Below are 12,188 nucleotides of genomic sequence, written 5' to 3'. Positions count from 1 at the left end.
ACATGATGGTTGCCGTGCTAACCGGTTGGTTCGCGGCGTACCCTTTGTCGGTTGTTTGTCGCGTGGTCACCCACGCCCGAGGAGAGGTCCCTTCGTGCGCCGTAAGCTCGCCGCCGTCATGCTCGCCGTAGTCGCCGCCGCGGGACTCGTCGCGTGCAGCTCCAGCAAGAACGACGCCAATGTCCTGAAGGTCGGCACCGAGGGCAACTACTCTCCGTTCACCTACCAGGACAACGGTGGCACCCTCACCGGTTACGACGTCGACGTGATCAAGGCCGTCGGCGACAAGATCGGCAAGAAGATCGAGTTCACCACCGCCCCCTGGGACTCGCTGTTCGCCGCGCTGGAGTCCAAGCGCGTGGACCTCATCGCCAACCAGGTCACCGTCAAACCCGAACGCGAGCAGAAGTATTCGCTCTCCCAGCCCTACACCGTCTCCGAGGGCGTCATCGTCACCAAGACCGGCAATGACGGCATCCACACCCTCGCCGACCTGAACGGCAAGACCTGCGCCCAGTCCGAGACCAGCAACTGGGCCGATGTCGCCAAGCAGGCGGGCTGCAAGGTCGAGGCCATCCCCGGCTTCGTGGAGGCCACCCAGCTGCTCAAGACCGGCCGCGCCGACGCCACCGTCAACGACACCCTCGCGGTGAACGCCTACACCAAGCAGCAGGGCACCGGCACCATCCAGATCGTCGGCAAGACCGGCGAGACCTCCAAGCAGGCCTTCGCCGCCCGCAAGGACGAGCAGGCGCTGACCGATCAGATCAACAAGGCCCTCGACGAGCTGCGCGCCGACGGCACCCTCGCCAAGATCTCGGACAAGTACTTCGGCACCGACGTCAGCAAGTAAGCCGCACAGGGCGATTCGATATGGACGACGCCACCTGGGCGCTGGTCAGGCACAACCTGTGGCCGATGCTGCAGGCCACGGTCGACAAGACGCTGCCGCTGACGGCCATCAGCTTCGTGATCGGTTTGGCCATCGCGCTGTTCGTGGCGTTGGCCCGCATGTCGAGCGTGTGGCCGCTGTCGGCGGCCGCGCGCTTCTACATCTCGATCATTCGCGGCACGCCGCTGCTGGTGCAGCTGTTCATCATCTTCTTCGGCCTGCCCGCCTTCAATATCGTGCTGAAGCCGTTCCCGGCCGCGATCATCGCCTTCAGCCTCAATGTGGGCGGGTACGCGGCCGAAATCATTCGCGCCGCGATCCTTTCGGTCGCGCACGGGCAGTGGGAGGCGTCCTACTCGGTCGGCATGAGCTACGCGCAGGCGCTGCGGCTGGTGGTGTTGCCGCAGGCCGCGCGCATCGCGGTGCCGCCGCTGTCCAACACCCTGATCTCCTTGGTGAAGGACACCTCGCTGGCGTCCACGATTCTGGTCACCGAGTTGCTGCGCACCGCGCAAATGGCGGCCGCGCCGACTTTCGACTTCTTCGCGCTGTATGGGGTTGCCGCAATTTACTACTGGGTAATATGCCTCGTGCTCGGATTCGGCCAAACCCGCTTGGAGACCCGGTTGGCCAGGCACGTCGCGCGTTGACCAGGCATTAGCTGAACGGCTGCTTACGAGAACCGTATATGTGTGTGCCGGGGTCGGCATGAGGGTTGTCACAGGTCTAGGGTTTAGGGCGTGATGCGACGAACGAAGATTGTGTGCACCCTCGGGCCAGCAGTGTCATCCGAGGACCGGATTCGTGAGCTCGTCGAAAGTGGCATGGACGTTGCGCGCCTGAACTTCAGCCACGGCGAGCATTCCGATCATGCCGAGAACTACAAGAAGGTGCGTGCGGCCAGCGATACCGCCGGTCGCGCTGTCGGCATCCTCGCCGACCTGCAGGGACCGAAGATCCGGCTGGGCCGGTTCGAGGGCGATGGCAAGACCGTGTGGAACACGGGCGAGGAAGTCCGAATCACCGTCGACGACATCATCGGCACTCATGACCGGGTTTCCACTACCTACAAACACCTCGCCAAGGACGCCAAGCCCGGCGACCGGCTGCTCGTGGACGACGGCAAGGTCGGGCTGACCGTGCTGCGCGTCGAGAACAACGACGTGGTCTGCACCGTCACCGAGGGCGGCCCCGTCTCCAACAACAAGGGCGTCTCGCTGCCCGGCATGGACGTGTCCGTGCCCGCGCTGTCCGAAAAGGACATCGACGACCTGGAATTCGCCCTGAAGCTGGGCGTGGACTTCATCGCGCTGTCCTTCGTGCGCTCGCCCTCCGATGTGGAGCTGGTGCACGACATCATGGATCGCGTGGGCCGCCGGGTGCCGGTCATCGGCAAGCTCGAAAAGCCCGAAGCCATCGACAATCTGGAGGCCATCGTGCTGGCCTTCGACGCCATCATGGTCGCCCGCGGCGACCTGGGCGTGGAGCTGCCGCTCGAGCAGGTGCCGCTGGTGCAGAAGCGCGCGGTGCAGATGGCGCGCGAGAACGCCAAGCCGGTCATCGTGGCCACCCAGATGCTGGAATCCATGATCACCAACTCGCGGCCGACCCGCGCCGAGGCCTCCGACGTGGCCAACGCGGTGCTCGACGGCGCGGACGCGGTCATGCTCTCCGGTGAGACCTCCGTCGGCGAGTACCCGATCGAGGCCGTGCGCACCATGGCCCGCATCGTGCACGCCGTGGAATCGGAGTCCTCGACCCGGGTTCCGCCGCTGACCCACGTGCCGCGGACCAAGCGCGGTGTCATCTCCTACGCCGCCCGCGACATCGGCGAGCGGCTGAATGCCAAAGCGCTGGTTGCCTTCACGCAGTCCGGTGACACGGTGCGCCGCCTGGCCCGCCTGCACACCCCGCTGCCGCTGCTGGCCTTCACGCCGCAGCCCGCGATTCGCAGTCAGCTGGCCTTGACGTGGGGCGTGGAAACGTTCATCGTTCCTCCGGTGGGCACGACCGACGAGATGATCCACCAGGTGGACAACGCGTTGCTCTCGATCGGCCGGTACAAGAAGGGTGACCTGGTGGTCATCGTGGCCGGTTCGCCGCCGGGTACTGTCGGGTCCACCAACCTGATCCACGTGCATCGCATCGGCGAGGAGGACCACTAGTTTGAGTGCGTCGCTGGACGAGACGTCTGCGGACGTCGTCGCGGACCCGGAGGGGCCCGGTCGATCCGAAGATCTGCGTGAGCTACTACGCCTGCTCGATCTCGAAGAGAACGGCCCCGACATCTTCCTCGGACACCATCCGGAGAAGGTGTGGAGCCGCACGTTCGGCGGCCAGCTGGTCGCGCAGGCGATCATCGCCGCGGGCCGCACGGTGGGCCCGGAGCGTCCGATCCACGCGATCAACGCGCACTTCGTGCGCGGCGGAGATCCCAAGGCGCCGATCGAATATCACGTCGATCGGCACCGGGACGGGCGCTCCATCGCCAACCGCACGGTGACGGCGTACCAGGACGGGCAGGAGCTGTTCGTCATGCTCGCCGCCTTCCAGGACTGGGGTAGGGGGCTCGAGCACGGCGCGCCCCTGCCCGATGTCCCCGGCCCGGAAGGCCTTCCGCGCGTGGAAGAGTCGTTCGTGGGCATGGAGGACAAGCTCCAGATGTTCATCAACGCACCGCATCCCATCGAGATGCGCTACACCAACGACCCGGCCTGGATCCTCAAGGGCAAGGGCGAGAGCCTCGACTACAACCGGGTGTGGATGCGCACCGACGGCGCGCTGCCCGACGATCCGCTGATTCACGTTGCGGCGCTGGCGTATTCGTCCGATACCACGGTGCTGGACTCCATCGTCACCACGCACGGGCTGTCCTGGGGCTGGGACCGCATCATCGCGGCCACGGTCAACCACTCCATCTGGTTCCACCGCCCCTTCCGCTTCGACGACTGGGCGCTCTACGCGACCGAGTCCCCGGTGGCGGCGGGCTCGCGCGGCCTGGCCCGCGGCCACTTCTACGCCCGCACCGGCGAGCTGCTCGCGACCACCGTCCAGGAGGGCGTGATTCGCCACTTCCCGGCGCGCCGCTGAGAAGACACAGCAATATTCGGGCCGTATCCCTTCCGGGTGCGGCCCGATTCGCGCCTCGGGGTCCGGAGGTGGAGCCCTCGGAAAGTCCCGGGGGTCCGGGGGCGGAGCCCCCGAAATGTCCCGGGGGTTTCAGGGGGAACCCCTGAGAGTCCCGAGAGTTGGCTAAATCAGCTCTCGGTTCTCTTCGAGTTCGAAGTTTTCCCGCTGGAGTGCGTGCACGATGTACGGGACCGGCTCGTCGGCGGACAGTTCCAGCACCAAGCGCTGTTCGAGCTTGGCGATGCCCGCCTTGGTTAGTTGACGGGCCTCGCCCACCAGGCTGAGCGCGATCTCATACGTGCGGCGGTCATCGGGTTCGGCGGTGGGATGGTCGAGCCGCCATTGAGTTTCGAGCACGGTGTGCTCGGGTTCGTCGCACTCCACCGGGAGGGTGAAGCGCCACGCGAAGATATCTCGATCGGCGACGTATTCATCGACCACGCGGCACACCGTCTCGGTGACGCGGTGCAGGGTCTGAGGTGTCACGTAAACATGGAGCGAAACATCCGAAATTCGCTTCGGCATGTCCTTGGTCCTGTTCTTGTGTCGAACCACCGGCAGTGGCGTTCGGCGGAACTGATAGGTGTTCCGCGCGAGAGTGTAATCCCTTACCGGACCAACCCGGCAGCAAGGTGTATTGACACGCGGGAGTTCGGACCGTTGAGTACTCCCGGGATCGCCTGCTATCCGGCGGATTCCGCCGCGTGGCGGGTCGGTTCGCCTGCCTGACGGTGTGATTCGACCGGCTTGGGGTATTCGCCCCGTCGGCCCGGTTCGGCCCGGCCGCCGTCGATCACCAGCAGTGGCTGCTGGCCGGTCGAGGCGTCGCGGGGCCGCAGGGTGGCCTGCGGATGCTGATGCGCGTGCAGCGCCAGCAGCAGGGGGACCAGTGCCTCGGCGATCCGGTCGCCGACATCGCAATACTGTTGCGGCGACAGGCCGACCGGGTCGGCGATGTTCTCGCGGCCGACATAGGCGAGATCGTCGCGGGCGGCATGCAATCCGAGCACGGTGCGCGCGCCGCTGACCTTCGCGATGCGGTAGGCCTCGAGCAGCGTGAAAGTGCGGGGGAGGGCCTCGGGCACGAGATCGCGCACCTGGTCGCGAATCTTGTCGGTCATGGTCAGCACCATGTCGGCGCGGTGCACCATGTCCGCCTTGAGGCGGCGGGCCTTGAAGTTGTCGGCGTTTCCGCCGAGTCCCACAATCGTCTGTGCGGCAAGGGGTTCCACCGGGAATCCGACCAGGGCTCGAACACCGGCACTCTCGGCGGATAGGTCCTGTAGTCCGTGTTCAGCGGCCACCGCCAGGGTGAGGCGTTCGGCAATGACGGATCGGCAAACATTTCCGCTGCACACGAACAGCACATGCATGCGGATAACTTATGCCCGCCGTTGTCTTTTCGAAACACTTCTGTGACCGGATCACAGGTTTGGGAGGAAAAGTTCATCGCCCGGCCGAATGTCGCTCACCTTTCGTTGGTTCGCGTTCACCGAAGCGATCGATCAGCCACGTGTCAATGGCCCTGGAATGGAGCATGCCCCTCCGCATGCGGGAAATCAATAGCCGAATCGGTATTCGTATCCGTCACGCCGTACAACGCGGATTCCGTTACCACGGACTCGATTTCGGGTTCGGCCGCGCGCACCCGCCCCCGCGTCGAGAACAACCGCCCCCGAGCTGGGACGGTGCGGGCGAACCGGGCCAGTCCGGTGGGCGCGGCCATATCGTCGTACACGGAATCGATTCCGCCCCTGGCGAAATAGGCCTCGTGCCAGAAACCGGTGCCGCCGGAGTCCTTGAGAAACTGCTGCCACCAGATCCGGTGCGGTTCGGATCGAGTCCATCGTTCGAGGCTCTCGAGATCTCGCCAATACTGTCGCGCACCCCAATGCGGCGGCCACAGCGACCACACCACATCCTCGTGCGACAAAAGCCCGTCGGGCCGATCTCGATGCGATCTGTACAGCTTGGGCCCGACCCCGAGCAGCCGCAGAATTCCCCGCGGCGTGCGCACCCGCATCCCGAGCAATATCACGACCAGATCCGGATACTCCGACAGATCGGCGGTAACTCTCTGCACCCGCATCCATGACCTCCGCACATCGCGCACCCTCGTGCGGACCTACGTCCCACCCCCGGATCCGGTTCGAAGGCCCACACCTCGGCCTCGTATTCCAGCGTATGCCCGATGCTCGCTATCGTCCCGCGACCGGCCTTCGATCATCCGAGCGGGTTTATGTGCTCAATCGGAGCACGGCCGAGCTGCCCTGGACCGCAACCACCTTCACCGACAGGCCATTGAGCGAGATCGTTCCGCCGACGCCGGTGGTTCCGGCGATTGGGAACCCGAACAGACTCGACGTGGCCGTGACCGACCCGGGGGCGATCTGCCCGATCTTGACCGGGCCGCCGAGTCGGGAGTAGCCGGGGATGGGGATCGTGGTCGGCCCGTCGACCCGGATTTCGCAGTTGCCATTCGCACAGGCGTCGAGGTTGGTTCCGTCGGCCGCGGTGGGTAGGCCGGATTTGGTGTCCTTGGGGGCTGTCGTCATGGCCGTTGTCCGCTGTGCCGCTGGGGTTTCCGTGGGTGCGGCGGTGCCCGATGTCTGTGAACCGCATCCGGCGCAGAGGGCCACGACCGCCGCGGCCGCGCAGATTCCGCTCGGCGCGCCCGTCGCCCACGTGCTCCTCGGGTTCCGCATGCGACCTCCACCGTGCTCTCGGACTGCGGCCCACCGATCATGCTCGACCGGCCGCGTGCCCGCATTGAAACGCGGATATTTACGACTGGTTCGCCGGGGGAGATCGGCACTTGAGAAAGGTGTGCATACGACCGTATGCTTTCTTCGCATCCCCGACACAGTGAAGAGGTTTCTCATCGTGGCAACCAGCCATCAGTCGGTCAGTCCTCGGGCGGCGATCGCCGAACCCATTCCGTGGGTGACGGTTTCGATCGTCCTGACCGCTCTTTTCATCGCGATTCTCGACTCGTTCATCGTCGTGGTCGCCGACCCCGCGATCGTGGCGGATCTGCACGCCTCCGACGGTGACGTCCAATGGGTGCTCGCCGGTTATCAATTGAGCTACGCGGTCTTCATCATCACCGCCACCCGCCTCGCGGACCTCTACGGCCGCAAATGCATCTTCCTGCTCGGCGTGGCCGTGTTCACGCTGGCCTCGATCGCCTGTGCGCTGTCGCCGGGCGCGGGAATTCTCATCGCCGCCCGCGTCATTCAAGGGTTCGGTGCCGCCCTGATGGTTCCGCAGGTCTTCGCCTACGTCACCGTTCTGGTGCCCGTGGCTCGGCGGCACAGCGTGTACGGCGTGCTCGGCGTCGTCATGGGCATGGCCACCATCGGCGGGCAGGTCATCGGCGGGCTTTTGATCGGTGCCAACCTCTTCGACTCCGGTTGGCGGCTGGTCTTCTGGGTGAACGTCCCCATTGGTGTCGTCATGTTCGCCTTGGCACTTCGCCACGTCCCGAAGACGCCGTCCAGCGCTACCCGCACGCTCGACCTCCCCGGCGTCCTGGTCTTGAGTGCCGCCCTGTTCCTGTTGGTGCTGCCCTTGATTCAAGGCCAGCAAGCCGGATGGCCCACCTGGATCTGGGTCTGCTTCGCCGCCAGCGCAATCGCTTTCGGCTTGTTCGTGCTCATCGAACGAAACCTGGAACGCCGCGGCGGCGACCCCCTGCTACCCCTGTCGCTGTTCCAGCAACGCTCCTTCTCCCTCGGAATCGTCCTGGTCCTGGCCCTCTACGCCCTGATCTACTCCTACTACCTGGTCCTGTCGGTCACCATGCAACAGGGCCTGGGCCTCTCCGCGCTGGGCGCGGGCCTGGTCTACACCCCCGCCGCCACCGCCTTCTTCATTTTCAGCCAGGTCGCCAGCCGAACCATCCCCCGCTACGGCAACCGAGTCCTCGAAATCGGCGCGGTCATCATGGCTCTCGGCTACCTCTCCACCGCGATCCTGCTGATCTCGGGCCCCCGAATCACGCCCCTCCTCGTCATCCCCACCCTCATCCTCCAAAGCATCGGCGGCGGCCTCGTCATCACCCCCGCCCTCAACACGGTCCTCAGCCGCATCAACCCCGAATCGGCGAGCGTAGCCTCCGGTGCCCTCTCCACCGCCCAACAATGCGGAGGAGCCCTGGGCGTAGCCATAATCGGCGCAATCTATTTCGCCACCTACCACCCCGACCGAGTCGGCCAAGTCCCCGCCGCCGCCCACGCCTTCGCCACGGCCTCCTTCGCCACCTTCGCCATCGCCGTCGTCGCCGGAGCCATCGTCTTCCTGCTCCCGAAGCAGCGGTAATCAGTGACGGGCGAAGGGCTGTTCCGGCGCGCATCGGAACAGCCCTTCTTCGCTAGTAGCCGATGGTGAAGCGGCGCTGGACGAATCGGGGGAGTTCGGCCTCGTCGAGGAGGGCCACCGCGGCGTCCTCGATGGAGATGCGGCTGTGGCCTTCGGCGTCGAGGATGCGCTGGTCCTCGCCGATGCGGAAGCGGGTGGTGCGCTCGCCGGGGGCGATCAGTTCGGCCGGGCTGAAGTAGGTCCAGCGTCGGTTCGACAGGCGCAGCACATTCAAAGCGTCGCGATGTCCGCGCACCGCGACCGCGTAATCGGCTGGCAGGCCGAGGTTTTCGAGGTCCCGGCGGAGTTGGTGGTCGTCGTCCGCGCCCACCCGGCCGGGTTCGAGTTCGAGGCTGCCCGCGCCGCCCACCACGATGAGCCGGGTGCGGGGGTGGGTTTCCAGGGCCTTCAGCAGGGAGCGGGCGGCCGTCGCGTAGACCGTCGGGTCGGCGATGGAGCGGGTGACGGTGTCGGTGAAGTCCCGGGCGGCATTGCCCGGTTGGTAGCAGCTGACGAGCACGTCGAGCCCCGGGAGTTGGGCGGCGATCGAGTCGCTGTCGAAGATGTCGAGATTCGCCCAGGTCAGATTCTGGTGGGCGGTTTGCGCGGCGGCGGTGTCGCGGGTGAAGGCGCGGACGTGGTGACCGCGGGACAGTGCCTCGGCCACCACCCGCTGTCCGATATTGCCGGTCGCGCCGATTACTCCGATGAACATGGTTTCTCCTGAGAGGTCGAAGGCGTTCTAACACGCCGCACAGAAACTATACGGTGTGAAGTGTTTGCGCAACGTGTGGATATCTCACGGGGATGTACTCTGTCCGGGTGGCCACTGTGACACCGACCCGCCGAGAACGCCGCCGCGCCGAGACGACGGCGGAAATCAAGGAGGTCGCCCTGCGGCTCATGGCCGACAACGGCCCCGGCGCGATCACGCTGCGCGCCATCGCCCGTGAGATGGGGATGACCGCCAATGCCGTGTACAGCTACTTCGCCACCCGAGACGAGCTGGTGACGACCCTGATTCAGGATGTCTACGGCGAGTTGGCCGACGCGGTGATCGCCGCCCGCGACACCCGCGCGCCCGACGATCCGGCTGGCCGAATCATGGCCTGGGCCTGCGCGTTTCGTGACTGGTCACTGGCGAATCCGGATGGTTTCCGACTCATCTACGGCGATCCGGTGCCCGGCTACCAGCCGCCGGAGGGCGGTGCGGCGCCGGACGCCGAGCATCGGGTGTGCTCCGGACTCACCGAATTGGCCGCGGGGGCTTGGCCTTCGGCGCAAGCGCGGTATGCCGACTACGAATTCGAATGGTCGGACTTCGACCCCCGGCTGGTCGAGGAGGTCCGCACGGAGTTCCCCGGCCTTCCCCCGGCGGTGATCGCCGTGGCCCTGCGCATCTGGGGCCACCTGCACGGCCTGGTCTCCCTGGAAATCCGCGGTAGCCTCGGCGCGCAGACGATCAACCCGGACAAGCTCTACCGCAACGAGATAGGCGCACTGATCCGTTCGTTCGGCCTGGAACCCTAGCGCGGTCGGAGGGGAATCGTGGCGGCCGCGATCAGGTTGGCGCGCAGCGCCGCCGCGGTGGGTATTCCGGCTGTCGCCAGGACGGGTGCGCCCGCCAGGGCGTCGGCCGCCGCCCGGGCCAGTTCGCCGCAGGTGGCGATGCGGTCGCGCGGGTTCTTTGCCAGCGCGGTTCGGATGACGTCGTCGAAAGCTCTCGGGATCCGGTGTCTTCGGTCGGTCGGCTTGGGGATCGGGCTGCGCATGTGGGCGAGGACGAGGGCGGGGACGCCGTCGACCGGGTAGGGCAGCTCGCCGGTGAGCATGCAGTACAGCATGCAGCCGAGGGAGTAGACGTCGACGCGGCGGCCGACGGTCTCGGGGGACAGGAACCGTTCGGGGGCGACGTATTCGAGGGTGGCCAGTACCTGTTCGGTGTCGGCGGAGTTTCTGATGCCCGCCAGGGATTTCGCGATGCCGAAGTCGGTGAGCAGGGCGCGCTCGCGCGGGCGGGTCGCGAGAATGATGTTGGCGGGCTTGACGTCTCGGTGCAGCACGCCGGTGTCGTGGGCGAAGTCGAGGGCATCGGCTATCTCCAGGGTGATGCGCACGGCGCGTTCGGGTTCGATCGCGCCGCGGCGCAGCGTGGCGGACAGGTCGGTGCCCTCGATGTAGGCCATGGCGATCCACATGCGCCCCGCGTCCTGTCCGCGGGCGTGAATGGGGACGATGTTCGGGTGCACCAGCTGTGCGACGAGATTCGCCTCCCGCCAGAAGCGTTCGCGCAGACCCTTGTCCTTGCTCGCCCGGGCATTGAGCACCTTCAGCGCGACTTGCCGCGGGAGGTTGGGGTCCTTGGCCTGATAGACCTCGCCCATGCCGCCGCGGCCCAGCAGCCGCACTATGCGGTATCCGGCGAAGATCTCGCCGGGCCGAAGCACGGTTCCCATCCCGGGACTCCCTTCGGAGCGTCAGCGCAAGGGTTTGCCGAGTGTCTCGGGAAGGCCGAACAGGGCCAGCACCGCGAGCGCGTAACCGAGCGCGCCGAACAGCATCGCGCCCGCCAAACCGAGGGTCGTCGAGGCCAGATACCCCACGGCCGTGGGGAATACGGCGCCCACGCCGCGGCCGAAGTTGTAGACGAATCCCTGGCCGGTGCCGCGCTGCGGAGTCGGGAACAGCTCGGCGAGATAGGAGCCGAAGCCGGAGAAAATGGCCGAGGTCGAGAATCCCAGCGGGACACCGAGAACGAGCACCAGTGTGTTCGCGCCGTGGGGGACCTGGGTGTAGCCGATCATGAAGATCACCGACAGCACGGCGAAGAGCTGGATATTGCGCTTGCGGCCGATGCGATCGGTGAGCACGCTGCCGGTGAGGTAGCCGAGGAACGCGCCACCGATCAGCAGGAACAGGTAGCCGCCGGTGCCGACCACGGTGAGGTGACGGCTCTTCTTCAGATAGGTGGGCAGCCAGGTCGCCAGGGTGTAGTAGCCGCCCTGTACCCCGGTGGCCATGATCGCCGCGAAAACGGTGGTGCGCCGCAGTTCTCGGCCGAAGAGCGAGAGGATCCGGCCGCGTTCGACGCCGGTCCGCCGCACCGTGGCGATCTCGGCGTCGCCGACATTGCGGCGCACCCAGATGATCAGCAGGGCGGGCATGGCGCCGGTGATGAACAGCGCCCGCCACGCGGTCGCCGGATCGAACACCTGGAACAGGACGGTGTACACGCACACCGCCAGCCCCCAGCCGACCGCCCACGCGCTCTGCACGAAACCGACGGTCCGGCCGCGGTATTCGGGCCGGGAGTACTCCGCCACCAGGACCGCCCCGGCCGCCCATTCGCCGCCGAACCCGAGGCCCTGCAGCGCCCGGAAGACGAGCAATGACGGGTAATCCCAGGCGAACCCGCACGCGACGGTGAACAACGCGTACACCGCGATGGTGATTTGCAGGGTGCGGACCCGGCCGATGCGATCGGCCAGCACGCCCGCGGCCGCGCCCCCGACCGCCGACAGCACCAGCGTCACGGTGGTGAGCAGACCGGCCTGACCGGTGCTGATGGCGAAATAGGAGGTGATCGCCGCCAGTGCCAGCGGCAGCACTTGGAAGTCGTAGGAATCCATGCCGTAGCCGCCGAACGCGCCGAAGAAGGCGCGCTTGCCGGTGGCGCTCAGACTCCGGAACCATTCGAAAGGTCGCACGGAAACCTCGGCGACAGTTGATATTTCGGTCATGATGACCCCCCTCGGGCGCATCACAGAGCGGGTGTGATAGGCATCTCATTCTATGAATCGTTGAACGA

At 66.3% G+C, this 12,188-nt stretch carries 13 protein-coding genes; 6 read left to right on the top strand and 7 right to left on the bottom strand.

Going from position 1 to position 12,188, the window contains the following annotated elements; translation table 11 throughout:
• The first annotated feature begins 94 nt into the window (after positions 1–94).
• The 4 genes from VMT40_RS35330 to VMT40_RS35315 all read left to right on the top strand — a co-directional run bounded on the left by VMT40_RS35330 (position 95) and on the right by VMT40_RS35315 (position 3,982).
• A complete protein-coding gene (locus tag VMT40_RS35330) occupies positions 95–853 on the top strand; it encodes a transporter substrate-binding domain-containing protein (protein ID WP_326363899.1) in 759 nt (252 codons plus the stop codon).
• Between the two features lie 20 nt (positions 854–873).
• A complete protein-coding gene (locus tag VMT40_RS35325; protein ID WP_326363897.1) occupies positions 874–1,542 on the top strand; it encodes an amino acid ABC transporter permease in 669 nt (222 codons plus the stop codon).
• Between the two features lie 90 nt (positions 1,543–1,632).
• Positions 1,633–3,057, top strand: a complete 1,425-nt coding sequence (pyk, locus tag VMT40_RS35320) for a pyruvate kinase (protein WP_326363895.1) — start codon at positions 1,633–1,635, stop codon at positions 3,055–3,057.
• Positions 3,058–3,070: 13 nt separating this feature from the next.
• Complete coding sequence (locus VMT40_RS35315; protein WP_326364033.1) at positions 3,071–3,982, top strand: acyl-CoA thioesterase; 912 nt, start codon at positions 3,071–3,073, stop codon at positions 3,980–3,982.
• A gap of 162 nt (positions 3,983–4,144) precedes the next feature.
• On the opposite strand, the gene VMT40_RS35310 is transcribed toward VMT40_RS35315, so the two are convergent.
• The 4 genes from VMT40_RS35310 to VMT40_RS35295 all read right to left on the bottom strand — a co-directional run bounded on the left by VMT40_RS35310 (position 4,145) and on the right by VMT40_RS35295 (position 6,576).
• Complete coding sequence (locus VMT40_RS35310; RefSeq protein ID WP_326363893.1) at positions 4,145–4,507, bottom strand: hypothetical protein; 363 nt, start codon at positions 4,505–4,507, stop codon at positions 4,145–4,147.
• A 197-nt stretch (positions 4,508–4,704) separates the two neighbouring features.
• A complete protein-coding gene (locus VMT40_RS35305) occupies positions 4,705–5,394 on the bottom strand; it encodes an arsenate reductase/protein-tyrosine-phosphatase family protein (RefSeq protein WP_326363892.1) in 690 nt (229 codons plus the stop codon).
• 143 nt (positions 5,395–5,537) lie between these two features.
• A complete protein-coding gene (locus VMT40_RS35300; RefSeq protein WP_326363891.1) occupies positions 5,538–6,110 on the bottom strand; it encodes a monooxygenase family protein in 573 nt (190 codons plus the stop codon).
• A 148-nt stretch (positions 6,111–6,258) separates the two neighbouring features.
• Positions 6,259–6,576: a hypothetical protein gene (locus tag VMT40_RS35295; protein ID WP_326363889.1), complete on the bottom strand. Its 318-nt coding sequence runs from the start codon at positions 6,574–6,576 to the stop codon at positions 6,259–6,261.
• 328 nt (positions 6,577–6,904) lie between these two features.
• On the opposite strand from VMT40_RS35295, the gene VMT40_RS35290 reads away from it, so the two are divergent.
• The gene (locus VMT40_RS35290; RefSeq protein WP_326363888.1) at positions 6,905–8,341 is read left to right on the top strand and encodes an MFS transporter; all 1,437 of its coding nucleotides are present in this window, start codon (positions 6,905–6,907) and stop codon (positions 8,339–8,341) included.
• Between the two features lie 52 nt (positions 8,342–8,393).
• On the opposite strand, the gene VMT40_RS35285 is transcribed toward VMT40_RS35290, so the two are convergent.
• On the bottom strand, positions 8,394–9,095 hold the full coding sequence (locus tag VMT40_RS35285) for an NAD(P)-dependent oxidoreductase (RefSeq protein ID WP_326363887.1): 702 nt from the start codon (positions 9,093–9,095) through the stop codon (positions 8,394–8,396).
• Between the two features lie 107 nt (positions 9,096–9,202).
• On the opposite strand from VMT40_RS35285, the gene VMT40_RS35280 reads away from it, so the two are divergent.
• Positions 9,203–9,910, top strand: coding sequence for a TetR/AcrR family transcriptional regulator (locus VMT40_RS35280; RefSeq protein WP_326363885.1), 708 nt, complete (start codon positions 9,203–9,205; stop codon positions 9,908–9,910).
• Here the strand turns inward: VMT40_RS35280 and VMT40_RS35275 are convergent.
• Entirely contained in the window at positions 9,907–10,836 is a 930-nt protein-coding gene (locus tag VMT40_RS35275; RefSeq protein ID WP_326363883.1) for a serine/threonine-protein kinase, read from the bottom strand. The genes VMT40_RS35280 and VMT40_RS35275 overlap by 4 nt on opposite strands.
• A 21-nt stretch (positions 10,837–10,857) precedes the next feature.
• Entirely contained in the window at positions 10,858–12,120 is a 1,263-nt protein-coding gene (locus VMT40_RS35270) for an MFS transporter (RefSeq protein WP_326363882.1), read from the bottom strand.
• Positions 12,121–12,188 lie beyond the last annotated feature (68 nt).

Origin of the sequence: Nocardia sp. CDC160 (genome assembly GCF_035818795.1) — a bacterium.
Taxonomy (GTDB): Bacteria; Actinomycetota; Actinomycetes; order Mycobacteriales; family Mycobacteriaceae; genus Nocardia.
This window is presented reverse-complemented; position numbering and strand designations above follow the sequence as displayed.

Coding starts and splice junctions, on each gene's coding strand:
- VMT40_RS35275 (WP_326363883.1), bottom strand. CDS start 10,836: ATGGGAACCGTGCTTCGGCCCGGCGAGATCTTCGCCGGATACCGCATA.
- VMT40_RS35285 (WP_326363887.1), bottom strand. CDS start 9,095: ATGTTCATCGGAGTAATCGGCGCGACCGGCAATATCGGACAGCGGGTG.
- VMT40_RS35295 (WP_326363889.1), bottom strand. CDS start 6,576: ATGACGACAGCCCCCAAGGACACCAAATCCGGCCTACCCACCGCGGCC.
- VMT40_RS35300 (WP_326363891.1), bottom strand. CDS start 6,110: ATGCGGGTGCAGAGAGTTACCGCCGATCTGTCGGAGTATCCGGATCTG.
- VMT40_RS35305 (WP_326363892.1), bottom strand. CDS start 5,394: ATGCATGTGCTGTTCGTGTGCAGCGGAAATGTTTGCCGATCCGTCATT.
- VMT40_RS35270 (WP_326363882.1), bottom strand. CDS start 12,120: ATGACCGAAATATCAACTGTCGCCGAGGTTTCCGTGCGACCTTTCGAA.
- VMT40_RS35325 (WP_326363897.1), top strand. CDS start 874: ATGGACGACGCCACCTGGGCGCTGGTCAGGCACAACCTGTGGCCGATG.